Consider the following 25,237-nt stretch of genomic DNA (forward strand, 5'->3'; position numbering starts at 1 on the left):
CGTGAGCGCCCGGCCACGGCATTCAACCACGGATGATTTTCCGTGGTGGCTGGTGGCGCTTGTCATCATCGGCCTTGTGCTGGCCGTGGTGATTGCCGTCAACGACATCTATGCGCAGGTGTTCAACATCGTCATCAAGGGCATTGGCATGACGGTGTTCGTCACGCTGGTGGCTTTTGTGCTGGCATCGCTGTGGGGCCTGGCGATTGCGGTGCTGGGCATGGCGGACAATATCATGCTGCGCCAAGGCGCCCGCTTTTACATTGAAACAGTGCGCGGCATCCCCATTCTGGTGGTGCTGTTCTACATTGCCTTTGTTGGCGCGCCTGTTATCGTCAGCCTGTTCAACTGGATGATAACGCCACTCGTGCAAGCCGGATGGGTTGACGCGATGCAAGTGCGGGATTTTTCGCTGACATGGCGGGCCATTCTGGCGCTGACCATCTGTTACGCTGCATTCATTGCTGAAATCTTTCGCGCCGGTATCGAAGCTGTGGATCAGGGGCAGGTTGAAGCGGCAAAAGCGCTTGGGCTTAACCGCGTTCAGCGGTTTCGGCTGGTGGTTTTTCCGCAGGCGATCCGTACGATCTTTCCGCCGCTGTCCAATGATTTCGTATCGATGGTGAAGGACAGCTCGCTGGTGTCGGTTCTGGGGGTGATGGATATCACGCAGCTCGGCAAGGTCTATGCGGCGGGTTCGTTCCGGTTTTTCGAAACCTATTCCATCGTCGCCTACATCTACCTGATCCTGACGCTGGGGCTTTCACTGGTGTTGCGCCGCGTGGAAAAATCCCTGCGGCGCAGTCCTCGCGGTTAAATCATTGCGCCTTGAGGGCTGAGTCCCAATGCTCGTCTGCCTTACCATCCACAAAGCGCCATGTGTCGTACCATGTCGTGGTGTAGGTCTTTAATGGATCTTTCGGATCCTTATATTGACGCACGGAGCCGACAGTGACGAGATCACCCTCTGCGGATACAAAAACCACGGGCGAACTGGTCTTTTCCGGAATGGGCTTTGGCTGCACCTTCAAAACCTTGGTGAAATAAGTCACCACGCCATCGCGACCCGATGCGGCGTTGGGATTATGCTGGATATAACGTTCGGTCAGATATTGATCGGCCTTATCCCAATGGCCTGCTTCCAGAAGATCGCGGATGATCTTGTAGGTGACCTGCTTGTTGGCGTGCAGTTTCGGATCGGGACTGGTGAAGAGCGCTTCGACATCCGCCGCCTTGACCACGGCCTCCTGCGCGTGTGCAGTCAGGCTGGTGAGTGGCCATGCGGGTAAAGCCAGCGCTACGCCAAGCACGATGTTTTTGAAGAGGCGGGTCATGACGGTCTCCTTGATGATGCGGGCGGTGGACACGCGCAACATAGGCAGTGGAGAACGGACCTGAAAGAAGGCAGGTTTTCCGCCGCTGGTTACGCAAAGGGAACCAGCGGCGAATTGTTCGATCAGGCGTTGGCACCCGCGTGCTTTTTCGCCTGGGTCGCAATCATGCGACCGGCGATGATGACCAGCACACCGGCCACGGCAAGGCAGGCGGCCAGGAAGAACATCGGCGCGATGGTGCTTCCCGTCTGGTCCTTGATCCACGGAACGACGTTCTGGGCGATGAAGCCGCCGAGATTACCGACCGAGTTGATGGCCGCAAGACCGGCTGCCGCACCGGCACCCTTAAGGAAGCGACCGGGCAGGCTCCAGAACACCGGCTGACCGGCAAAGATGCCTGCCGCTGCAATGCAGAGGAAGGTGAACTGCAAGACCGGGCCAGTTACCAGCGCCGACATCAATAGGCAGAATGCGCCAACGAAGGCAGGGCCGACGATGAACGGGATCTTGTTCTGCGAACGGTCTGCCGCCGAAGGAACCACATAAAGCGCGATGGCAACGGCAATCCAAGGAATGATGTTGATGAAGCCGTTCATCGTGTTGGATACGCCGAAGCTTTTGACGATGGTGGGCAGCCAGTAGCTCAGACCATAAGCCGCCAGCGGGAAGCCGACGAAGCAGAGCGACATGAACAAAACGCGCGGATTGATCAGCGCCCGGAAACCGTCATCGGCATTGTCTTCCATGCCGGAATTTTCAGAGGCGATGCGCTTTTTCAGCCAATCCTTCTCATCTTGCGTCAGGAACTTGGCCTTGTCTGGCGTGTCATCCAGATAGAAGATGGTGACGATACCGGCGATGACGGCAGGAATGCCGGTGGCGAGGAAGACCCATTCCCAACCCTGATAGCCCAACAGACCATCCAGATCGAGCAACATGCCGCCCAAGGGAGCGCCGATGGCGTTGGCAAGCGCGCTGAAAATCATGAACAGGCCAACCATGCGGGCGCGGTAATCGCGCGGGAACCACAACGTCAGAAGGTAGAGAACACCGGGGAAGAAGCCAGCTTCACACACACCCAGCAGGAAGCGCAGGATATAAAACATCGTCGGGCTGCTGGTATAGGCCAGCGCGATGGTGACCAGACCCCAGGAAATGATAATGCGGGCAAACCAGCGGCTGGCGCCAAAGCGGGTCAGCAACAGGTTGCTGGGCACTTCGAAGATGAAATAGCCGATGAAGAACAGCGATGCGCCCAGACCATAGGCATATTCGGTGAGGCCCAGATCGCCGACCATTTGCAGCTTGGCATAGCTGACATTTTGCCGGTCGATATAGGCAATGAGGTACAGAAGCCCGAGGAAGGGCATCAACCGCCATGTGATTTTTGAAATGAGTGCTTTTTCAGATACCAAAACGTATCCTCCCTGTCAGTTGCACCGAGGCACAGACTGAGTACAAAAAAAGGACCGGAAATTCACGCAGACGTTACGACGCCATAATATTTCCAAGTCTTCGCCATCTTAACGCGCAAGACGGGGATTTTATCCACATTGCAGCAAAAGAACGGCGATCCATGTTGCAATGCACACAAAATTGGCAAACGAAAGGGTTTTGCGTGTAGTTTTCTTGAGCAGCAGCAATATTGCTGTTGAAAAGCCGATCTGCTATGAAAAGCCTATGGGATCGAAATTCGGATGTCTCGCGCAAAACATTTTCGTGTTGCAGGACCACAAGCGTCTGCCGGCACGCTTTTTTGCGCGCATGTGCGGCGCGCTGAATAGCCGACTTACGTTCGCCTGACAGCTCTTCCGAGAGGCTGTCAGCCTTTTTGCGAATCCTAATCTCTTTTTTCAAAATTCGATGGATAAAGCCATGAGCGCACCCCGCACCCTGTATGATAAAATCTGGGATGACCACGTCGTCAATCGCGACCCGGACGGAACCTGTCTTCTCTACATTGACCGTCACCTCGTTCACGAAGTGACGTCACCTCAGGCCTTTGAAGGTTTGCGTCTGGCCGGTCGCCCGGTGCATTCGCCATCGCGCACGCTGGCTGTGGTCGACCACAACGTTCCGACCACCGCTGACCGTCTTGAGGGCATCAAGAACGAGGAAAGCCGCATTCAGGTGGAAGCGCTGGCGCAGAATGCTGCGGAATTCGGCGTCGAATATTATTCCGAGCGCGATAAACGCCAGGGCATCGTCCACATCGTTGGCCCGGAACAGGGTTTCACGCTGCCCGGCATGACGATTGTGTGCGGTGACAGCCACACGTCCACGCATGGCGCTTTCGGCGCGCTGGCGCACGGCATCGGTACATCTGAAGTGGAACACGTTCTGGCGACCCAGACGCTGATCCAGAAGAAGGCCAAAAACATGCTGGTGCGTGTGGACGGCAAAGTGCCACAAGGGGTGACGGCCAAGGACATCATCCTGGCCATCATCGGCGAAATCGGCACCGCAGGCGGCACCGGCCACGTCATCGAATTTGCCGGTGAAGCGATCCGTTCGCTGTCCATGGAAGGCCGCATGACGGTCTGCAACATGACCATCGAGGGTGGCGCTCGCGCTGGTCTGGTTGCACCTGACGAAACCACATTCGAATACATCAAGGACAAGCCGCGTTCGCCGAAGGGCGAAGTGCTGGATCAGGCCATCGCCTATTGGAAAACGCTGAAATCCGACGAAGGCGCGCATTACGACAAGATTGTCGTGCTGGATGCCGCCAATCTGCCGCCTATCGTGTCTTGGGGTTCGTCCCCCGAAGACGTGGTATCCGTGCAGGGTATCGTTCCTGATCCGTCTGAAATCACCGACGAAAACAAGCGCAACTCCAAATATCGCGCCCTTGAATATATGGGCCTGAAGCCCGGCACGAAGATGACGGATATCGCCATCGACCGTGTCTTCATCGGCTCCTGCACCAATGGCCGCATCGAGGATTTGCGCGCTGCTGCCAAGGTCGTTGAAGGCCGCAAGGTGGCACCGACGGTTTCTGCGATGATCGTTCCCGGCTCCGGCCTCGTGAAAGAACAGGCGGAAAAGGAAGGTCTGGACAAGATTTTCCTCGAAGCAGGTTTTGAGTGGCGCGAACCCGGCTGCTCCATGTGCCTTGCCATGAACGACGACCGCCTCGCCCCCGGCGAACGTTGCGCCTCAACCTCCAACCGCAACTTCGAAGGCCGCCAGGGCTATAAGAGCCGCACGCACCTCGTGTCCCCTGCCATGGCAGCGGCAGCGGCTGTTGCGGGTCACTTCGTCGACGTGCGCGACTGGCATTAAGAACGCCATCGTCATGCTCGGGCTAGTCCCGGGCATCTGCGGCGTCGAATTTTGTATCGGCGTGAGTAGATCCTCGGCACAAGGCCGAGGATGACGAAGGAGAGGTTTTCGCACTCCTTTGACCCAACCCCGGAGCAATCCGGGGTTTTTTATTCGGCGATGATCTTGACGCGGTCGCCGGGTTGGACCACGGCTGTTGCGCTCATGGCGTTGAGGACGCGGAAGAGTTCGATCTTGCGATCGGTGCCCATCATGCGGGCGGCGAGCGATGCGACGGTTTCGCCGGGTTTGGCGGTGACGACCCGTACGCGCAGCGGCTTGAGGGCCGAAATCTCTGCCGGTGTCATTTTGCGGAAGCTGGTGCGCAGCACATTGGCGACGCTATCCAGCTGCGGGCTACCCTTCGGCACCGCTGTCAGGAAGCGGAATATCTGCTGACCGACACGAATGACGGTGACATCGAAATCCCATTTATCCGCGGAGGCACGCGCCGTTGCGGCGGGCAGACCGTTGATTTCCGTTTCGCGAACCGTTTCCGGAATGAGACCTGCAACCCAGCCGCTGGTGAGATAATTGGTCAGCGTCGACTGCTTGGGGTCGGCCACGCCATCGAAACGGATGGCCATTTCGCCGGGGCCGGTTGCCAGAACCGCCTCGACCTTGTTGTCGATCTGGAAACCTTCCGGCACATCGAAACGAATGCCGAGACTGCCATGCAGGAAGGTGTTGCCACGCACATACCCCTCTTGCGGGCTGTCGCCATACAGCAGGCCGTCAATGCCGTTCAGGAACCAGTCGCGGCCCTTGTCGCCCACCTGGCCCTCCTGCCCGAAAGCACGCGCGTGGCGGCGGGCAAGCTCGATGCGCTGCGGCGTGTTGGGGTGGCTGGAAAGGAAGTCGAGGCTCTGGTCGCTATCGGGATCAGCCGAGGTGAAACGGGCGTAAGCGGCCATGGAATCAAGGAAACGCGGCGAAGCGTAAGGATCATATCCCGCTTCGCCCAGCATCCGCACGCCGATCACATCCGCCTGCAATTCCTGCTGGCGGGAGAAAGCGGCGAGGCGCAGTTTGCCACGCGCCAAGGCCTGTTTTCCGGCCAGATCGCTGGACAGAACTTCCGCCACAACACGGCTGGCGATGACTTCGGCTTCTTCGCGGCGCTGGCGCTCGATGCCGTGGTTGGCGGTGACGTGGCCCATTTCATGCGACAGAACGGCGGCAACTTCAGAGGCGTCATTGGCAAGCGCCAGAAGGCCGCGTGTCACGTAAAGATAACCACCCGGCAACGCAAAGGCATTGATTGCGGGAGAATTCAAAATGGTGATGCGGTAGGATTGCTGCGGATTTTCCGACACCGCCGTCAGCGCCCCGGTGATTCGGGCCACGAGGCGTTCTGTCTTGTCGTCGTGATATTCGCCGCCATAACTTGCAACGATCCGCGGGTGTTCGCGGGCGCCCATCTGCGCGCGCGGATCATTTTTCTGCACTTCTTCCACGGTCTGGGGATTATCAGAGGGCTTCAACGTGGACTGGTAAGACGGGCTGAACAGCGACTGGCACGATGACAGGACAAAACCGGCGACCGCAAGCGCGAGCACGCGTCTTGACGCCCTGCCCCATTGCCACGCGTTTTGACCGAAGGTGTGGCTTTGCGGAGCCTTCACACACGTCATCATTCTGCTTGTCTGCTCCTAACGTTCCTGATCATCCGTTAATTGCAGACCAGAATACCAGATTACCCGTACGGGCACTTGAATGCTCAAACACTGAAAACGATCCATCATGCGGAAATATTTCAAGGGGAGAAATTCTTCGCTTAGCTTTCAAGCAGTTGATTAGAATTCGCAAGTGCAAAATTTGAGCATCGACTTCGTGTTTTTGAAGGATTGACAGCCACCCGCGTCGAAATTGTGACGATTTGTTTCTTCGCATGTCGTTGTTGAAAAACCGCTACACACTTTTACGCGACATGCTTACACCGCCAGAAACGTGTTGATCTCTTCTACATCTTTGGCGGCAAAGAAATCATCGACACTGCCTTTGTAAAGAATGCGACCGGCAGACAGAAAAACAACGGACTGGGCAAGACGCCTGATATCATCCGGATGGTGCGTGACCAGAAGAATGGTGTTTTTCATCTCGCCGTGAAGGTCTTTGAGAAGACCAGCCATGCCAGCGCGCAGACCGGGATCGAGCGCTGCAAATGGTTCATCCAGCAACATCAAGGACCGTTTGCGCACCAAGGCTCTGGCCAGTGCCGCCCTTTGCCGCTCTCCACCCGACATGCTGGAGGGCAGACGTTTTTCGAAACCGGCAAGGCCGACGCGGGCGAGCGCAGTCTTCACCGATGTTTTTTCATCCTGCGACAGTTTCAAAGACGGGTTCACGCCCAGCCCGACATTGGTAAAAATATCCAGATGCGCAAAGAGATTATTGTCCTGAAAAATCAGCGAAACGGGCCGTTCTGAAGGGTCCAGCCCATGCATGTCCTGCCCGTCGATCAGGACGCGGCCCATATCGGGCGCTTCGAACCCGGCGACGAGATTGAGCAGCGTGGATTTTCCAGACCCGGATGGCCCGACGACCGCCGTAACCTTGCCGCGCTCAAACCCGCAATCGAAGGCGAAATCCTGATTGCCGAGTTTCAGCGTGATGTTGTCGAGGCTGGCACCCCAATCATGCAAATTCATGCGACCGCTTTCGCTGAGGTGGATTGCCGCGACACACCGCCCACTGCCAGGCAGAGGCAGATGACACCGAGAATGACCGCATAACCTGCCGCGTCATTGGTTCTGTAACTGCCCATATTGCTATAGACCAGCCAGGGCAAAGTCACGAAGCTTTCAGAGCCGAACAGGGCAACGGCACCCAGATCGCCCAGCGAAAGCGCCATGGCGAAGGAGAAGGCCATGGCGATGGGACGCCACAAAACCGGCCAATCGACAAGCCGAAGCCGGGAGAACCCGGAGACACCGAGGCTGGCAGCCAGATGGCCCGTTCGAGCCTGATGGGTGATGAAGGCAGGTTCCAGCACCCGCATGACGAAGGGCAGCGCCATCAGCATATTGATGGCGGCGACCAGTGCGGGCGCAAACAGGGCGACATCACCGAAGGGCCTTAACAGCAGAAACCAGCCACTGCCCAACACCACCGGCGGCACCAAAAGCACCAGCGATGAGCCAGCACCAAGCGCCGTGGAAAAAGCATTCAACGGCGCGCTGACGTTTCTGCGGGCGGCGATGACTTGGCGGGCGCGAATGAGCGCGGTGGAAAGGAGAAGCGCAAGCGATGCCGACACGAGTGCGACCGTAAGGCTCGTGGCAAATGCCTGCCAGAAGGTGTGCTCAGTCAAAAGACGAGGCAGATCAGCAGACAGACCGGAAGATGCGACGGCAATCAATGGAAGGCCGACCAGCAGCAAAGCCAGCAGAATGACAAGGCCATCCCACAGGCGCCGCACAAATCCTTCGCCATCAAACCGCCGAACCGCGCGGCCTTGCGTTTGAGCCTCGGCATCGGCGGAAGGCAGTAGCGCCAGAAGCCCAAGCAGAACACCCGTCACCGCAATTTGCATCAAAGACAGCGCAATGGCGCGGGGTGGATCGAAATCGAACCGCAATGCCTGATAGATCGCCACCTCGATTGTCGTGGCCGCTGGCCCACCGCCGAGCAGCAGGACGAGGGTGAAGCTGGTGGCGCAGAGCATGAAGATCAGCCCTGCGATGCCCGGTATCAGCCGCGCCACGGCTGGCCATTCAATGAACCGAAAGGTGGAAAGCGGCGCCATGCCGAGGCTGGCGCTCATGCGCCAGTATTCGCCCGGAATGCGTTCCAGCCCGGCCAGAAAAAACCGCACGGCCAGCGGCAGGTTGAAGAACACATGGGCGATGAGAATGCCGGACAGGCCGTAAATGCTGAAGGGCTGCTCTGCCCCTGCGGACAAAAGCATCGTGTTGAAAACGCCCTGCCTGCCCCAGATGGCAATGATGCCAAGCGCGCCGACAATAACCGGCAGACCCATCGGCACCGCCATCAACCGGATGATCCAGATGCGGCCCGGAAATGCCCGTTGGCGGGCAAGCGCCAGCGCCACCGGTAATCCCAACAGAATGGAAATGAGGGTGGAAAGCGTGGCCTGCCACAGCGTGAAACGCAGGATGCGCAGCGTATAGGCATCCAACAAAGCCTCGGACGCCGCACCCGTATCGAAAGACAGAAGTGCCGCGACGGCAAGGCCCATGAACAACAGAACGGCGGCAAATGCCACCGCCCCGCTCAAGATGAACCTGCGACGATCACGGCGCTCAATCATGGAGGCAACGTTACTTCACGCTCATGGCAGTCAGCCATTCGTCGATCCATGCCTTGCGATTCTTGGCCACCTCTTCCGGCGACATCAGGAACGTCTTGGACGGCTGCACCAGCTTGGAAAAGGCATCCGGCAGAGGTGTGGAGGTGGCGGCAACCGGCATCATCCAGTTGTTTTCAGGAATGGCATCCTGAAAACCTGTTGTCAGCACGAAAGAGAGGAACTGCTTTGCCAGTGCCTGTTCCGGCGCATTCTTCATGATGCCTGCGACTTCGATCTGGATATAATGACCTTCCTCGAAGCTGGCCGCCTGATAGCGATCCGAGTTTTCTGCGACCATATGGTAGGCGGGCGAGGTGGTGTAGGACAGCACCATCGGCACTTCGCCCTTGGTGAACAGGCCGTAGGATTCCGACCAGCCGGGAGTGACGGTCAGCACGCGGTTCTTGAGCTTTGCCCATGCTTCCGGTGCCTTGTCGCCGTAAACCGACTTCACCCATAACAGCAGGCCAAGGCCGGGTGTCGAGGTGCGCGGGTCTTGAATGGCGATCTTCTGCGAGGGATCGCCTTCCACCAGTTCCTTCAGACTTTTTGGCGGATTCTTCAGGATCTGGGTATCGTAGACAACGGCGAAGTGGCCGTAGTCATAAGGCACGAAAACATCGTCCTTGAAGCCGCCCGGCACTTTGGCCGCAGACGTATCGACGCCCGAGGCTTCGAACAAGCCGGTCTGCTTGGCTTCTGCTATGAGGTTCGTGTCGAGACCGACCACGACATCGGCCTTGGAGCTGGTGCCTTCCAGTTTCAGCCGGTTCAGCAGCGCCACGCCATCGGCCACACCCACAAAATTGACGGTGCAATTGCAGGTCTTTTCGAACGCCTCTTTCACCTTGGGACCGGGCCCCCATTTGGAAACGAAGCTTTCATAGGTATAGACGGTCAGCGTCTTTTTATCCTGCGCCACCGCAATAGCGGGCAGCAAGAACGACACGGCAACGAGAGACTGAACGAAAAAACGACGAAACATCAAGAGCACCTCCTTGAAATGGGTAGCAGGAATAGGCGCCTTGGATGGAAGCCGTCTAATCCCTCCGCCGGTGTTAACCGGATCAGGTTCTTCGGGTTGGCAAAGCCTCTCAGCCTTGTTCCGTTGGAACAAAGCACCCCGTTAGAGCAAGCGAAGATGTAATCTGAGTATAGTGGATTGGCAAGATGGCTTCGTGTTACGCCTGTGCCGGCATATGCACGAGTTCCCAGACATGACCATCCGGGTCTTGAAAGCTGCCTGCATACATAAAGCCATGATCCTGCGATGGCTTCCACGCATTGCCACCGGAGGCGAGTGCCGTGGCAATCGTCTGGTCGATCTCTTCCCGGCTTGCAGCGGAAAGGCAGGTCAGCACTTCCTTGGTGTTCTTGGCATCGGCAATATCGCCATTGATGAAATCACGGAACCGCTCTTCCTGAAGCAGCATGACGAAGATGTTTTTATCGACGATCATGCAGAGCGTGCGCTCATCGGAATATTCCGGATTGAAGTTGAAACCGAGCGCGGTGAAAAAGGCTTTCGAGATTTCGATATTCTTGACGGGCAGATTGACGAAAATCATACGCATGTTCAGAACTCCTCCGTTTTGAAAACAGCAAAGCTTAATAGGCTTTCCTATCAAAGATGGGAGGCGAGTCTCCTTTGCGCAACATTATGCTCCCTCCGTCATTCCGGCCTTGAGCCGGTATGAGGGAAGAATGGATTTCAGCTTTCCAGCTCTTCGCGCAGCATTTCCAGCTCCAACCACTCTTCTTCCATGGTTTCCAGCTTTGCGCGCAACCGCGACATTTCTTCGGCGAGCTTGCTGAACGCGTTGGGGTCCTTGGCGAAAAGATTGGGGTCGGCCATGCGCTCTTCGCGTTTGGCGATCTCGCCCTGGGCTTTTTCCATTTCCTTCGGCAGATTTTCGAGCGCGAATTTCTGCTTGAAGGACATTTTGACCTTGGCTTTTGCCGGGTCAGAAGATGAAGCAGAGGACGAAGAACCCTTGGCCTTTTCCTGCTTTTCGGCTTTTTTCTTCTCGTCGGACGCGCCCTTGCGCTGCGCCATCATGTCCGAATAGCCACCGGCATATTCGATCCAGCGGCCATCCGGCGCATCCGGGTTTGCGGGGGCGATGGTGGAGGTGACGGTGCGGTCGAGAAAGTCGCGGTCGTGGCTGACGAGAATGACGGTGCCGGTGAAGCTGGCAACGATTTCCTGCAACAAATCCAGCGTTTCGATATCCAGATCGTTGGTCGGCTCGTCGAGGATCAAAAGGTTGGTCGGACGCGCCAGAATGCGCGCCAACATCAAACGTGCGCGCTCACCACCGGACAGATTGCGGATGGGTGTGCGGGCCTGTTCCGGCTGGAACAGAAAGTCCTTCATATAACCGGTGACGTGCTTCAGCTCATTGTTGACCAGAAGGTTCTCGCCGCGCCCATCCGTCAGATAATGCGCCAGTGTATCGTTGGGGTTCAAATCCTCACGCTTCTGGTCCAGCGTGGCGATTTCCAGATTGGTGCCGAGCTTGACCGTGCCGGTGTCCGGCTCAAGCTGACCCGTCAGCATCTTCAACAGCGTTGTCTTGCCCGCGCCGTTTGGTCCGACAAAACCGATGCAGTCCCCGCGATGGACACGCAGCGAAAACGGGGCGACGATGGTGCGTTCACCATAAGACTTGGTGATGTTGTCGGCTTCGATCACCAGCTTGCCGGACTCGCGACCTTCCGCCGCCGTTGCCTGCACGGAGCCTGTCGGCCCCTTGTGGCCACGATAATCCGCGCGCATGGCCTGAAGTTCACCCACGCGGCGCATGTTACGCTTGCGGCGCGCGGTGACGCCATAGCGCATCCAGTGTTCTTCGCGCTCGATGGCTTTGCCGAGCTTGTGCTGTTCCAACTCTTCTTCTTCCAGCACCTTGTCGCGCCATTCCTCGAAATGGCCGAAACCACGGCTGAGGCGACGCGCCTGACCACGATCCAGCCAGACGGTGGCAGTGGACACTTTTTCCAGAAAACGACGGTCATGCGAAATCAGCACCAGCGCGCTGCGCGTCTGTTGCAATTCACCTTCCAGCCATTCGATCGTCGGCAGGTCCAGATGGTTGGTCGGCTCGTCCAGCATCAAAATATCGGGTTCGGGTGCCATGACCCGCACGAGGGCGGCACGGCGCGCTTCACCACCGGAAAGGCTGGAGGGATGTTCCTGACCCGTCAGCCCCAGATGTTCCAGCAGATAGGTCACACGGTAATGGTCGTCGCCCGGCCCCAGACCTGCTTCGGCATAGGCCTGCACCGTCTCGTAACCGGCAAAATCCGGTGCCTGATCCAGATAACGGATGGTCGCGGACGGATGCCGGAAAATTTCACCCGACTGCGCCTCAACCAGACCGGCGGCGATTTTCATCAGCGTCGATTTGCCGGAACCGTTGCGGCCAACCAGACAGATGCGGTCGCCGGGTTCCACTTGCAGATTTGCACCGTCCAGCAGCGGGGTAACGCCGAAGGTCAGCATGATATTGTCGAGTTTCAGAATGGGGGGTGCCAAGGGTTCAGGCTCCGGTCAGGTCATAAGGACGGGCAAGCACGATGGCTTTGCCGCTTTTCAGGCGAAAGCGCAAAGCGCCCTCCGCCACGTTGGAAATAGTGCGCGATGAGCCGAAAGCAAGCGCAAAATCGGCCAAGGGGTAACGGGCATTCTCAATATCGAGGCCATCAAGCGCGGTGAAACCGGCGACGGAAAACAGCGATCCGGCAGGCAGATCAAGCTCGAAAGCGCCTTCCAGCAGCGGATAGGCCTCTTCCTCACCCGAGGTCAGCACGACCTCGAAACCACGCTCCGCCAGAGAAACGGCATAAAGCAGATGAAACACCGCATGGTCGGATCGTTCACCGGCCAGCGCGCCCACCAGCGTCAGCCGCTTTGCGCCGCGTGCCAGGGCTTCCGAGACGGCAATCTCGCCATCCGTCACGCCTTTTGCGGCCGGGAAAGGCTGCTGCGTGACATCGGGCCAGCGCTCGAGCAACGCTTTGTCAGAGGAATCGAAATCCCCCACCCACAGTTCCGGCACAAGGCCAAGCGCATCGGCATGGCGCATTCCGCTATCTGCCGCAATCACACGGGCGCCCGCCACCGCTTTTTGCAAGCGATGCGTGACGGTAATGGTACCGCCGAGCAGAATGGTGAAGTGGTGCGCTGTCATGCCCTGCAATATCCTGCACGGCGCAACATTGGAAGGCCGAAAAGCCCTGTAATGCAGCGATATTGATTTTCGATCCCAACAGGATTAAGACACAGGCCAGTGGTGATTTGCCGACCGGCTTGCAGCCACTTTAAAGAAGTTGCTAAATGGTCGAGGAAACAGGCAATTTCCGAGGACCGGCTGCGATTTCGCTGCCGGTTTTTTTGTTTTCTAGGCCTTTTGTCGCCGTGAAAGTGAGTTCGAGATGCCGATTAAGATACCCGATACGCTGCCTGCCTACGAGACTTTGGTACAGGAAGGCGTGCGCGTCATGACCGAAACGGCGGCTGTGCGGCAGGATATTCGCCCGCTGCAAATCGGGCTTCTCAATCTCATGCCGAACAAGATCAAAACCGAGGTCCAGATGGCGCGTCTGGTCGGAGCTTCCCCGCTTCAGGTGGAGCTATCGCTGGTGCGTATTGGCGGCCACCGGGCCAAGAACACGCCGGAAGAACATTTGCTGTCCTTCTATGAAACATGGGAAGAGGTACGCCACCGCAAGTTCGATGGCTTCATCATAACAGGTGCGCCCGTTGAAAAGCTGACCTATGAGGACGTGACCTACTGGGAAGAAATGCAAAAGATTTTCGACTGGACGGAAACCAATGTTCATTCAACACTCAACGTCTGCTGGGGCGCCATGGCCGGAATTTACCATTTCCATGGTGTGCCGAAACATGAGCTGAAGGAAAAAGCCTTCGGCGTGTATCGCCACCGCAATCTGAGCCCCTCGTCCATCTATCTGAGCGGCTTTTCAGATGATTTTCAGGTGCCGGTTTCCCGCTGGACGGAGGTGCGCCGCGCCGACATCGAGCAGCACCCGGAACTGGAAATCCTGATGGAATCCGAAGAAATGGGCGTGTGTCTGGCGCATGAAAAACGCGGCAAGCGGCTCTATATGTTCAACCATGTGGAATATGATTCCACATCGCTGTCAGATGAGTATTTCCGCGATGTGGATGCGGGCGTACCCATCAAGCTGCCGCATGATTATTTCCCGCACAATGATCCGGCGCTGACGCCGCTGAACCGCTGGCGCAGCCACGCCCACCTGTTCTTTGGCAACTGGATCAACGAGATATACCAGACAACGCCGTATGAGCTGGACGCCATCGGCAAAGAGGCGGCTTAATTCCGAGCCGTTCCATTTAAGATTGCGCAGGGCCGGAAAATAAAGCAACGTCCGGCCCGGTTCTATCGAATGGGAGAGACACGATGAGTGACGGCGGCGCACGGGAAAATTTCGGAATAACGTCAACGGGCGAGAAGGTCGAGCGCGTGACGATTTCTGCAGGCGGGCTGACCGCCAACGTCATCACCTGGGGCGCGGTCATTCAGGATTTGCGGCTTGACGGCCACCAGCCACCGCTGGTTCTGGGCTTCGACAAGTTTGATGATTACCCGAAATATTCCTCCTATTTCGGCGCGACGCCGGGCCGCAATGCCAACCGCATCGACAGCGGCAAATTCAGCATCGATGGCAAATCCTATCAGCTTGAGCTGAACGAAAAGGGCGTCACCCACATTCATGGCGGCAGCGATGGCATCGGCAAGCGCAACTGGCTGATCATGGAACATGGCCCAAGCCATGTGGTGTTGCAGATCGTCGATCCCGATGGCCGCGCCGGATATCCCGGCAATTGCGCCATCACCGCGACCTATACGATCCGCGACGGTGGTGTGCTGTCCGTGGTCTATGAGACGACCACCGACGAGCCTAGTATCGCCAATATCTGCCAGCATTCCTATTTCAATCTGGATGGCGCGGAAACCGCGCTCGGCCATGAGATCGAAATCGCTGCCGATCATTATCTGCCAACGGACGAGCGGCAAATTCCGACCGGCGAAATCCGCCCCGTGGACGGCACCGGCTTCGACTTGCGCCAATCAGGCTCCATGAAGCGGCTGGAAAACGGCGAACAGGTTCTCTACGACCATAATTTCTGCCTTTCGCCGGAACGTGTGGCAAAGCGCAAAGTGGCGCGGGTCTATGCGCCTGCCTCCAACATTGCCCTTGAAGTGCAAACGACCGAGCCGGGCGTACAGTTCTACTCCGCATTCAAACTGAACACAGCGGTGCCGGGTCTGGATGGACGCCATTACGGCCCGTTTGCCGGTTTCTGCCTTGAAACGCAGATCTGGCCGGATGCCGTCAATCATGAAGCTTTCCCGAACGGCGTCTTGCGCCCCGGCGAGACTTTGCGGCAGGAAACGGACTACATCTTCACGAAGGGCTGAGGTTTTTCAGTCCAATACGCAGCCGACATATGCGCCCGAACCGCGGGCGCGTCTTTCGATAAGTCCCGCTAAACGTTGCATTCCCCGACCCGGCTTGCTGGCCACACGGTCAATCGGGTTGGGAAGCGCCACAGCCAAAAGGGCTGCCTGCCGGGAACTAAGCTTTGAGGCCGACACCTTGAAGTGATATTGCGACGCCGCTTCGATGCCGTAAATGCCCGGCCCCCATTCGGCAACGTTGAGATAAATCTCCATCATCCGCTTTTTCGACCAGATGAAATCGGACACCACCGCCAGCGGCAGCTCCAGTCCTTTGCGCAGAAATGAACGGCCATTCCAGAGAAACAGATTTTTTGCCGTCTGCATGGGAATGGTGCTGGCCCCGCGTGTCGCCTCGCCATCCAGCGCGCTGCTGACCACGGTTTGCATCTGGCCCCAGTCCACACCGGCGTGAGAACAGAACTGCCCGTCTTCGGACATCATTACCGATTGAACGAGGCGCGGCGAGATATTTTCGAGTGGCACCCAGCGACGGTCATAGCCCTGAAACGTCACCAGTTCCGCCAGCATCAGCGTGGAAACCGGGCGCATGAAGGGCAGCGCGTAGATGACGATCAACAGGTAAGGCACGACCAGCAGCGCAAGTCCGACGATAAGAGCACGTCTGATGAGGCTTCGAACATCCACCTTCGGTTTGCTCCCGCTTTCAGCAAGCGCTTCATAATCCGTCTCGCTGTCCGGCGTGCTGGTCAAAAACCCTGTCCCCACTTGGCTCACCATAGAGTCTGCTTGGAAACCCGCCTGCTCTCAGCCACCGAGTTTCCAAGCGGACTCTATGAGCCTTTCATATCCTGCATGGGCCATCAAGGCTACTCACACGATGGAAGTTCCGCATTGCGTTCACAAAAACCATTGCCAGCCTTTTTTCCCCATGCCAAACAGCCAGCGTGGTTGAGGCCAAAAGGCTGAGGAATACGGCATTATGACATTCGAGACGCGGCTGCGCGACAATGCGGCAAGAACCGAAGCCTTGCTAGGCACGCTGCTCTCCGGCGACACGCACGCCGACGAAATCACCCGTCCGAAAAACCTGCTGGATGCCATGCGCCACGGCGTTTTGAACGGCGGCAAGCGACTTCGCCCCTTTCTGGTCATCGAAACATCAGCCCTTCTCGGTGGAGATTCTACCGCAGCCCTTTATGTCGGTGCGGCGCTGGAATGCCTGCATTGTTATTCGCTCGTCCATGACGACCTTCCCGCTATGGACAATGATGACATCAGGCGCGGCCAGCCGACCGTTCACAAAAAATTCGATGAAGCCGTGGCGATTCTGGCGGGTGATAGCCTGCTGACACTGGCCTTCGACATCATCGCCGCACCGGAAACACCCTTGCCGGATGACCGCAAAGCCGCCCTCGTCCTCGCACTGGCAAGAGCCGCAGGCATCGGCGGCATGGCAGGCGGACAGGCGCTTGATCTGGCAGCGGAAAAACAGGCCCCGGATGAGGCGGGTATCGTGACATTGCAGGCGATGAAAACCGGCGCATTGATCCGCTTCGCCTGCGAAGCCGGTGCGATCATCTCCGGAAGTGACGCGACCGAGCGGCAGAGACTACGCCGATTCGGCGAAAAAATCGGCCTCGCCTTCCAACTGGCCGACGACCTCCTCGACCTCACCTCCGACACCGCCACCATGGGCAAAGCCACCGGCAAGGATGCCGCGCGCGGCAAGGGCACGCTTGTGGCGCTGCGCGGAGAAGACTGGGCACGCACGCGATTGCGCGAACTGGTGGCCGAAGCGGCGGAGTTGCTGACACCTTATGGCGAGAGCGCTACCGTCCTCATTGAGACAGCGAAGTTTGTTGCGGAACGGAAAAGCTAACTACGCTAAGCCAATCGAGATGTTTTAGATCCTCGGGACAAGCCCGAGGATGACGTTGCGTGTGACATAATACCGTTTCTGAACGGATTACATCATCAAAGATCAACCCTGCTTCAGCGGCGAAATCAGCACTTCGACGCGGCGGTTCTGGGCGCGGCCGTCTGGTGTTGCGTTGGAGGCAACCGGCTGCGATGGGCCGTAGCCGAGGGTGGAGATGCGGCGCTGGTCGATGCTGCGTGAGCCGAGATAGTTGGCGACCGATGCGGCGCGACGTTCCGAAAGCGCCTGGTTATGCGCAAGGCTGCCTGTCGAGTCGGTATGGCCGTTGATGTCGATCAGGGTGCGGTTGAACTTGTTCAGCACGATGGCGACCGAGTCCAGCGTTGGATAGAATGGCGGGATGACCTGATCCTGATCGGTTGCGAAGGTGATGTTGGAAGGCATGTTGAGAACGATGCTGTCGCCACGACGGGTGACCGAAACGCCGGTTCCCTGAAGCTGCTGACGAAGTTCGGCTTCCTGATTGTCCATGTAACCGCCGATAGCGCCACCGGCCAGAGCGCCGATACCGGCACCGATCAGCGCGTTGCGGCCCTTGTTGCCGCCACCGATCACGAGGCCACCGAGCGCACCGGCAACAGCGCCGACACCGGCACCACCTGCCATGTTGGAAACCTTCTGCTCACCGGTATAAGGGTCCGTCGTGGTGCAGGCCGAAAGAAAGGTTGCGGCAAGCGCAAGAATGGCAAGTTTCTTGATCATGAATTCCAGTGCTCCGTAAGTTTTAGGAGGTAAGACAGATGAATTCCGGCATTTTCACGGTCGATTGTTATTCTGCCGCGTCCTTTCGGCCGAAACGTTTTTCGATGTAGTCGATCACCAGCGCTTCAAAATCCTGCGCGATGTTGGGGCCACGCAGGGTCAAAGCCTTTTCACCATCGATAAAGACGGGAGCAGCAGGGTTTTCGCCGGTGCCGGGCAGCGAAATGCCGATATCGGCATGTTTGCTTTCACCCGGACCGTTGACGATGCAGCCCATGACGGCAACGTTGAGTGCTTCAACGCCCGGATATTTATCGCGCCAGACCGGCATATTTTTGCGAAGATCGTTCTGAATGTTCTGCGCCAGCTCCTGAAACACCGTCGAGGTCGTGCGTCCGCAGCCGGGACAGGCGGCAACCACCGGAACGAACTGGCGGAAACCCATGACCTGCAAGATTTCCTGCGCCACCTGCACTTCGCGGGTGCGGTCGCCATTCGGCTCGGGCGTCAGCGACACACGAATCGTATCGCCAATGCCGTGTTGCAGCACGTAACCCATGGCCGCAGACGAGGCGACGATGCCCTTTGACCCCATGCCTGCCTCTGTCAGGCCCAGATGCAGCGCGTGGTTGGAGCGCTCCGAAAGCATGGAATAAACCGCAATCAAATCCTGCACCTGGCTGACCTTGGCAGACAGAATGATGCGGTTGCGCGGCAGGCCGATCTCTTCGGCAAGCTCGGCGGAAATCAGCGCCGACTGGACGATGGCTTCGCGTGTGACCTGACGGGCGGACAGCGGAAAACCCTCGACCTTGTTTTTGTCCATCAAGGTCGTCAGCAATTCCTGATCGAGCGAGCCCCAATTGACGCCTATTCGCACCGGCTTGTCATAACGGATCGCCATTTCGACGATATCGCCGAACTGCTTGTCCTTTTTGTCCTTGAAGCCGACATTGCCGGGATTGATTCGGTATTTGGCCAGTGCTTCGGCGCAGGCCGGATGATCCGCCAGCAGCTTGTGACCGATATAATGGAAATCGCCGACCAAAGGCACGTCCAGACCAAGGCGCATAAGCCGGTCACGGATTTTCGGAACGGCAGCCGCACTTTCATCACGATCCACCGTGATGCGGACGATTTCGGACCCGGCGCGGAACAATGCCGCCACCTGCTGCACGGTGGCATCGATATCTGCCGTGTCCGTATTGGTCATCGACTGCACAACCACAGGCGCACCGCCGCCCACGATAACACCACCGACATCGACGGCAACGGAAGCGCGGCGCGGTTTGGGATCGTAATCGGCGTGTGACGTCATGTTTGTCTCGGGCAATTGTGGTAAAATCTCATCTTTCAGGTGGAACAAGGCGCGCGCCTTGTCAACATCCAACCAATCAACTCCTAGAGCGGCAGCGGTAAAACGGAACTGGTCCCGCCGCTCTAGATATGTGTTGAAGCATCGGATTGTCCGAAAACCGCTTCGCACTTTTCGGTCCGATGCTGTATTTTACCGCAATCATGGCGAAATTCGAGATGGTTAGTGATTGGCAGCGCCATCCGCGTGACGAGCCAGCTTGGAAAGCAGCAAAACCACCACATGCAGCACAGGCAGGCCGATGAAGACGGCGGCAAGACCCGTATGTTCCGCAATGAAGCCGATGGCAGAAGGCGCAACCAGAATGCCGGAATAGCCCATGGTCGTGACCACGGACAGGCCGATGCCCGGTGCCAGCCCCGGCATGTTGCCCGCGGCGGAAAAGGCAATCGGCACCATGTTGGAAATACCGATACCGGCAATCGCAAACCCGGCAATCGCGATAAGGGAATTCGGCGCGAAGCCAGCAATCAGCAGGCCGGTGATGGAGATGACCGAGCAAACCTGCAAGGTGCGAACAGCACCGAAACGATCCCGCACCAGATCCCCCGCGAAGCGCATGATGGCCATGGTCAGCGAGAATGCCGCAAAAGCAAAGCCGGACAAGGTGACGGATGCGGTGAGTTCATTGCGCAGATAAAGCGCGCCCCAATCCAGAATGGCACCTTCAGGGATCATCGAAAACAGCGCCATGATACCGATGATCCAAGGCAGCGGCGTCATGGGCAGGCCACCCTTGGGACGCTGTTCTTCCGGATGAGGGCGATCCGCGAGGACCCGCGGCCATGCCACAGCAAGCAGGGCGGCCGCGATGAGCGTCAAGGTGATGGCGTGGCCGTAAATACCCGTTTTGGTGATCAACAGACCGCCAAGACCCGCACCCAACAATCCACCCAGGCTCCAGAACGCATGGCAGGACGACATGATGGCACGGCGCATATTGCGTTCCACCGCCACGGCATTGGCATTCATGGCAACATCCATGGCACCAGTTAGCCCGCCGAACACAAATACAGCGATGACACCGGCCCACAAGGCGTTCGATATCGTGATCAACAACAGCGTCGGTACCATGATGAGTGCAACCGCCAAAGTCACGGTTCGTGAACCGAGGCGACCGATTTGCGAGCCCGCAACAGGCATGAAGGACAGCGACCCGAGGCCATAGGCAAGGATGACGAGACCCAAGGCGCTTTCGCTAAGCGAAAAACGTCTGGCGAATTCGGGTATCATGGGTGCCCATGAGCCCATCATGAAACCATTCATGAGAAAGAGCAGCGAAACGCCGAGGCGTGTTTTGGTCATATAAGGCGCGCGCGTGGGCGCGGATGTTTGCGTGGCAGAGCCGGTCATCGGGACAGGTCCTTCAGTCTTTGTTTGAGACATGGGTGCCGGATTTTTGTCCGGCCAGATGGAGTTCGATTCCGGTTTGAGACAGCGCACCGACAAATGGGTCGTCGGCATCCTGTTCCAGAACCAGCGCCAGCGATGGCGAGAGGGGAGCAACGTGAAAGGCGGCTTTGGTGCCGAGTTTTTCCGTGGTGATGGCAGCGATGCTTTTTCCGCTGGCCTGACAGGCAAGGCGTTTGAAGACCGCATCCTCGTAAATATCCGCGCATAAGCCGTTTTCCAGCGTCAGGCCACAGACGCCGACGATGCAGATATCAGGCCGGATTTGTTCAAGCTGGCGGATGGCGGTGGTGTCAATGGCGGCACCAACGGCGGGATCAACCCTGCCACCGATCAGGATCAGTTCCACATCGGTGCGCAAGGCAAGCTCGGCAGCAATGGCTGGCGTGTTGGTAATGACCGTCAGTTTCAAACCAGCGGCCAAATGTTTTGCGATCGCGAGATTTGTGGAGCCTGCATCGATGAACACTGTCATGCCATCCTGCAACAACGCCGCAGTCGCCTGCCCGAGAACCGCCTTACGATCCGGTATTTCGCTGAGGCGCGTTTTCAAAGGTACGGTTTTGCCCGAGGCCAGCAGAGCGCCGCCATAGACCCGCTCACACTCTCCCCGCGCCGCCATTTCGCGCAAATCCCGCCGCACGGTGTCTTCCGACACGTCGAATGTCTGGGCGAGTTCCTGCGCCAGCACACGGCCTTGCTGCTGCAACGCGGCAAAAATCAGCGCCTGTCTTTCACTTACAAAATGGTCAATCTTGGACATGTCGGAATCAATCGGAACAATCGTGCATAAACACGCATAACCCGACACGACATTTTCCACAAGCAAAAATGCCCGCCGAGCGGCGGGCATTTTTATCAACTCATGAAAAAAGTGCTTATTCGCCGTAAGCGATCAACAAATCCTTGGCGTCGATCTGGTCACCGGGGCGCACCAGCACTTCGGTGATTTTGCCATCACGCTCCGCATGAAGAGCGGTTTCCATCTTCATTGCCTCGATGGAAAGCAGCACATCGCCCGCCTTGACGTCCTGACCCGCATTGACGAACACGCGGGAAATGACGCCCGGCATCGGTGCGCCGATATGGGCGGCATTGCCGGGTTCAGCCTTGCGGCGCACAGCAGAACCGGTTGCACCATGGGCGCGATCCGGCACCTTGATACGGCGCGGCTGGCCGTTGATTTCGAAGAACACCGTGACCATGCCTTTTTCATCCGTGCCGGATGAGGCCTGATTGACGATCACCAGCGTCTTGCCGCGTTCCAGATCGGCAAACAGCTCTTCGCCATCCTCCATGCCGTAGAAATAGGCATGGGTTGGAAGAACGGACACAGGGCCATAGGTTTCGGATGCAAACGCAAAGTCCGTAAAGACCTTTGGATACATCAGGTAGGACGCGAACTCGAAATCATTGACCGAACGTTCCAGCTTGGTTTCGATCTCTTTGCGCTCCGCATCCAGATCGGCATCCGCCAACAGTGAACCGGGACGGGCTGTGTAAGCCTCATCGCCCTTGAGCGCCTTTTTCTGCAAAGCCTGCGGCCAGCCGCCCGGTGATTGACCGAGATCACCCTTGAGCATGGAAACGACAGAATCCGGGAAGGACACTTCCTTGTCCGGGTTTTCGACATCGGCAACGGTCAAATCCTGACTGACCATCATCAGCGCCATATCGCCAACAACCTTGGAAGACGGCGTGACCTTGACGATATCGCCGAACATCTGGTTGACGTCCGCATAGGTCTGCGCCACTTCGTGCCAGCGGCTTTCAAGACCGAGCGAACGAGCCTGTTCCTTGAGGTTGGTGAACTGACCACCCGGCATTTCGTGAAGATAAACTTCCGATGCCGGACCCTTCAGATCGCTCTCGAAGGCGGCGTACTGGCCGCGAACCGCTTCCCAATAGAAGGAAATGCGACGAATCCACTCGGTATCGAGACCGGTATCACGCTCGGAACCCTTGAGCGCTTCGACGATGGAGCCGAGGCAAGGCTGCGATGTGTTGCCGGACAGCGCGTCCATGGCCGCATCCACAGCATCCACGCCCGCTTCGACCGCAGCCAGAACCGTGGCTGCGGAAATGCCGGATGTATCATGCGTGTGGAAATGGATCGGCAGGCTGGTCGCTTCCCGCAGCGCCTTGAACAGAACCTTCGCGGCAGCCGGTTTCAACAGACCGGCCATGTCCTTGACGGCGATGATGTGCGCGCCCGCCTTTTCGAGTTCGGCAGCAAGACCCGTGTAATATTTGAGATCATATTTCGGGCGGGCAGAATTCAACAGATCGCCCGTGTAGCAGATGGTCGCTTCGCAGAGCTTGTTTTCCTCTGCGATGGCGTCCATCGACACACGCATATTCTCGACCCAGTTGAGGCAATCGAACACGCGGAACAGATCGATACCGCCTTGCGCTGCCTGACGGACGAAATATTTGACGACATTATCCGGATAATTTTTGTAGCCGACGCCGTTTGCGCCGCGCAGAAGCATTTGCAGCAAGAGGTTTGGCGCGCCTTCACGCACCTGCGCCAAACGTTCCCACGGATCTTCGGTGAGGAAGCGCATGGACACGTCGAATGTCGCACCGCCCCAGCATTCCAGCGAAAGAAGCTGCGGCAAAGCCTTGGCGTAGACGCTCGAAACACGGGCAATGTCATGCGTGCGAACGCGGGTGGCCAACAGCGACTGGTGGCCATCACGCATGGTGGTGTCCGTCACCAGCACGCGCTTTTCATTGCGCATCCAGTCGGCAAAACCCTTTGGCCCTAGCTTGTCCAGCAACTGCTTGGTGCCTTCGGGCGTTGGCTGATCGATATAGGGAATGATGGGCTTTGCGGCATTTGCAGCCGGTTTGACGCGACCCTTCGTTTCCGGGTGACCGTTGACGGTCACATCGGCAAGATAGGTCAGCAGCTTGGTGGCGCGGTCCTGACGTTTGACCTGCTCAAACAGCTCCGGTGTCGAATCGATGAAGCGCGTCGTGTAGGTGTTTTCACGAAAGCTGTCATGGTTGATGATGGCTTCAAGGAATGTGAGGTTTGTCGCCACGCCACGAATACGGAACTCGCGCAAAGCACGATGCATCCGGCTGATGGCTTCATCCGGCTTCGGTGCCCAGGCCGTGACCTTGACCAGCAAAGGATCGTAATAGCGGGTGATGATGGCGCCCGCATAGGCCGTGCCGCCATCCAGACGGATGCCGAAACCCGACGCCGAACGGTAGGCGGTGATGCGGCCATAATCGGGAATGAAATTATGTTCCGGGTCTTCCGTGGTGATGCGGCACTGAAGCGCATGGCCGTTGAGCCTGATATCCTTCTGCTCCGGCACGCCCGACTCAGGTGTCCCGATGGCCGCACCTTCCAGAATGTGGATTTGCGCCTTGACGATATCGATGCCGGTAACGACTTCGGTAACGGTATGCTCCACCTGAATGCGGGGATTGACCTCGATGAAGTAGAATTTCTGGGTGTCGACATCCATCAGATATTCGACCGTGCCGGCGCCGATGTAATTGGTCGCGGCGGCGATTTTCAGCGAATAATTGGCAAGCTCTTGGCGCTGCGCTTCCGAAAGATAGGGCGCTGGCGCGCGCTCGACCACCTTCTGGTTACGGCGCTGGATGGAACAATCACGCTCGAACAGATGCACGACATTGCCATGCGTATCGCCCAGAACCTGACTTTCGACGTGGCGGGCACGTTCCAGAAGTTTTTCCAGATAGACCTCGTCCTTGCCGAAAGCGGCCTTCGCCTCGCGCTTGGCTTCCGTCACCTCGCGGGCGAGGTCTTCCTTTTTGCGGATGGCGCGCATACCGCGACCACCGCCGCCCCAGGAGGCTTTGAGCATCACCGGATAACCGATTTCCTCGGCCATGCGCTCGATTTCGGCGATGTCATCCGGCAAGGGCTCGGTCGCAGGCACCACGGGCACATCAACAGAAATGGCCAGATTGCGCGCGGCAACCTTGTTGCCCAGCTGGCGCATCGTCTCTGCGGTCGGGCCAATGAAAATAACGCCGGCCTTGTTGCAGGCCTCCACGAATTCCGGGCTTTCCGACAACAGCCCGTAGCCGGGATGGATGGCATCCGCTCCCGACAATTTGGCAACGCGGATGACTTCTTCGATGGAAAGATAACTTTCGATCGGTCCCATATCCTTGGACAGATGCGGGCCACGACCAACCTGATAACTCTCATCCGCCTTGAAACGGTGCAGCGAAAGCTTGTCCTCTTCCGCCCAGATCGCGACCGTTTTTATGCCCAGCTCATTGGCAGCACGGAACACACGGATCGCAATCTCGGATCGATTGGCGACAAGGATTTTCGATATTTTCAAGACGGCCTCCCAGAACCTCGCAGCCAAA

20 protein-coding genes and 2 riboswitches are annotated in these 25,237 nt (G+C 57.7%); of the genes, 5 read left to right on the forward strand and 15 right to left on the reverse strand.

The genetic code is table 11. The features are described from left to right. Position 1: 1 nt before the first annotated feature. Positions 2-817 (forward strand): amino acid ABC transporter permease, encoded by an 816-nt coding sequence (locus RMR16_RS12640; protein ID WP_320201154.1) that lies wholly within the window; start codon positions 2-4, stop codon positions 815-817. A gap of 1 nt (position 818) precedes the next feature. Here RMR16_RS12640 and RMR16_RS12645 read toward each other — a convergent pair whose 3' ends face one another. Both RMR16_RS12645 and RMR16_RS12650 read right to left on the reverse strand, forming a co-directional pair. After that, positions 819-1,334: a nuclear transport factor 2 family protein gene (locus tag RMR16_RS12645; RefSeq protein ID WP_320201153.1), complete on the reverse strand. Its 516-nt coding sequence runs from the start codon at positions 1,332-1,334 to the stop codon at positions 819-821. Between the two features lie 122 nt (positions 1,335-1,456). Next, entirely contained in the window at positions 1,457-2,749 is a 1,293-nt protein-coding gene (locus RMR16_RS12650) for an MFS transporter (RefSeq protein WP_320201152.1), read from the reverse strand. 460 nt (positions 2,750-3,209) lie between these two features. Here RMR16_RS12650 and leuC point away from each other — a divergent pair, with 460 nt between their 5' ends. Beyond that, positions 3,210-4,619 carry a 3-isopropylmalate dehydratase large subunit gene (gene leuC / locus RMR16_RS12655; protein WP_320201151.1) on the forward strand — a complete coding sequence of 470 codons (1,410 nt, stop codon included), beginning with the start codon at positions 3,210-3,212 and terminating at the stop codon, positions 4,617-4,619. Between the two features lie 149 nt (positions 4,620-4,768). Here the strand turns inward: leuC and RMR16_RS12660 are convergent, their stop codons facing one another. The 7 genes from RMR16_RS12660 to RMR16_RS12690 form a co-directional block, all read right to left on the reverse strand. After that, positions 4,769-6,292: a M48 family metalloprotease gene (locus tag RMR16_RS12660; protein ID WP_320201178.1), complete on the reverse strand. Its 1,524-nt coding sequence runs from the start codon at positions 6,290-6,292 to the stop codon at positions 4,769-4,771. Between the two features lie 300 nt (positions 6,293-6,592). Beyond that, positions 6,593-7,309: a thiamine ABC transporter ATP-binding protein gene (locus RMR16_RS12665; protein WP_320201150.1), complete on the reverse strand. Its 717-nt coding sequence runs from the start codon at positions 7,307-7,309 to the stop codon at positions 6,593-6,595. Next, positions 7,306-8,931, reverse strand: coding sequence for a thiamine/thiamine pyrophosphate ABC transporter permease ThiP (gene thiP / locus RMR16_RS12670; protein WP_320201149.1), 1,626 nt, complete (start codon positions 8,929-8,931; stop codon positions 7,306-7,308). Before thiP ends, RMR16_RS12665 begins: the two co-directional genes overlap by 4 nt. A 10-nt stretch (positions 8,932-8,941) precedes the next feature. Further along, positions 8,942-9,955 carry a thiamine ABC transporter substrate binding subunit gene (thiB, locus tag RMR16_RS12675; protein WP_320201148.1) on the reverse strand — a complete coding sequence of 338 codons (1,014 nt, stop codon included), beginning with the start codon at positions 9,953-9,955 and terminating at the stop codon, positions 8,942-8,944. A 42-nt stretch (positions 9,956-9,997) separates the two neighbouring features. Then, positions 9,998-10,106: riboswitch (TPP riboswitch) on the reverse strand. 45 nt (positions 10,107-10,151) lie between these two features. Beyond that, entirely contained in the window at positions 10,152-10,544 is a 393-nt protein-coding gene (locus tag RMR16_RS12680) for a VOC family protein (protein ID WP_320201147.1), read from the reverse strand. Positions 10,545-10,681: 137 nt separating this feature from the next. Beyond that, entirely contained in the window at positions 10,682-12,508 is a 1,827-nt protein-coding gene (locus RMR16_RS12685) for an ABC-F family ATP-binding cassette domain-containing protein (protein ID WP_320201146.1), read from the reverse strand. Between the two features lie 4 nt (positions 12,509-12,512). Then, positions 12,513-13,163, reverse strand: a complete 651-nt coding sequence (locus tag RMR16_RS12690) for a thiamine diphosphokinase (protein ID WP_320201145.1) — start codon at positions 13,161-13,163, stop codon at positions 12,513-12,515. A gap of 89 nt (positions 13,164-13,252) precedes the next feature. Further along, a riboswitch (SAM riboswitch) is annotated at positions 13,253-13,329 on the forward strand. 78 nt (positions 13,330-13,407) lie between these two features. Here RMR16_RS12690 and metA point away from each other — a divergent pair. Then, entirely contained in the window at positions 13,408-14,334 is a 927-nt protein-coding gene (gene metA / locus RMR16_RS12695) for a homoserine O-acetyltransferase MetA (protein ID WP_320201144.1), read from the forward strand. Between the two features lie 83 nt (positions 14,335-14,417). Then, positions 14,418-15,440: an aldose epimerase family protein gene (locus tag RMR16_RS12700; RefSeq protein ID WP_320201143.1), complete on the forward strand. Its 1,023-nt coding sequence runs from the start codon at positions 14,418-14,420 to the stop codon at positions 15,438-15,440. 6 nt (positions 15,441-15,446) lie between these two features. Here the strand turns inward: RMR16_RS12700 and mtgA are convergent, their stop codons facing one another. After that, on the reverse strand, positions 15,447-16,193 hold the full coding sequence (gene mtgA / locus RMR16_RS12705) for a monofunctional biosynthetic peptidoglycan transglycosylase (RefSeq protein WP_320201142.1): 747 nt from the start codon (positions 16,191-16,193) through the stop codon (positions 15,447-15,449). 229 nt (positions 16,194-16,422) lie between these two features. Here mtgA and RMR16_RS12710 point away from each other — a divergent pair, with 229 nt between their 5' ends. Then, positions 16,423-17,322: a polyprenyl synthetase family protein gene (locus tag RMR16_RS12710; RefSeq protein WP_320201141.1), complete on the forward strand. Its 900-nt coding sequence runs from the start codon at positions 16,423-16,425 to the stop codon at positions 17,320-17,322. A gap of 102 nt (positions 17,323-17,424) precedes the next feature. Here the strand turns inward: RMR16_RS12710 and RMR16_RS12715 are convergent, their stop codons facing one another. The 5 genes from RMR16_RS12715 to pyc form a co-directional block, all read right to left on the reverse strand. Continuing rightward, positions 17,425-18,084, reverse strand: a complete 660-nt coding sequence (locus RMR16_RS12715; RefSeq protein ID WP_320201140.1) for an OmpA family protein — start codon at positions 18,082-18,084, stop codon at positions 17,425-17,427. A gap of 67 nt (positions 18,085-18,151) precedes the next feature. Continuing rightward, a complete protein-coding gene (ispG, locus tag RMR16_RS12720) occupies positions 18,152-19,402 on the reverse strand; it encodes a flavodoxin-dependent (E)-4-hydroxy-3-methylbut-2-enyl-diphosphate synthase (protein ID WP_320201139.1) in 1,251 nt (416 codons plus the stop codon). Positions 19,403-19,621: 219 nt separating this feature from the next. Further along, the gene (locus RMR16_RS12725) at positions 19,622-20,812 is read right to left on the reverse strand and encodes an MFS transporter (protein ID WP_320201138.1); all 1,191 of its coding nucleotides are present in this window, start codon (positions 20,810-20,812) and stop codon (positions 19,622-19,624) included. Positions 20,813-20,825: 13 nt separating this feature from the next. After that, on the reverse strand, positions 20,826-21,632 hold the full coding sequence (locus tag RMR16_RS12730; RefSeq protein ID WP_320201137.1) for a DeoR/GlpR family DNA-binding transcription regulator: 807 nt from the start codon (positions 21,630-21,632) through the stop codon (positions 20,826-20,828). A gap of 115 nt (positions 21,633-21,747) precedes the next feature. Beyond that, on the reverse strand, positions 21,748-25,209 hold the full coding sequence (gene pyc, locus RMR16_RS12735) for a pyruvate carboxylase (protein ID WP_320201136.1): 3,462 nt from the start codon (positions 25,207-25,209) through the stop codon (positions 21,748-21,750). Positions 25,210-25,237: the final 28 nt, after the last annotated feature.

The organism is Agrobacterium sp. rho-13.3, assembly GCF_033957765.2.
Classification (GTDB): domain Bacteria; phylum Pseudomonadota; class Alphaproteobacteria; order Rhizobiales; family Rhizobiaceae; genus Agrobacterium.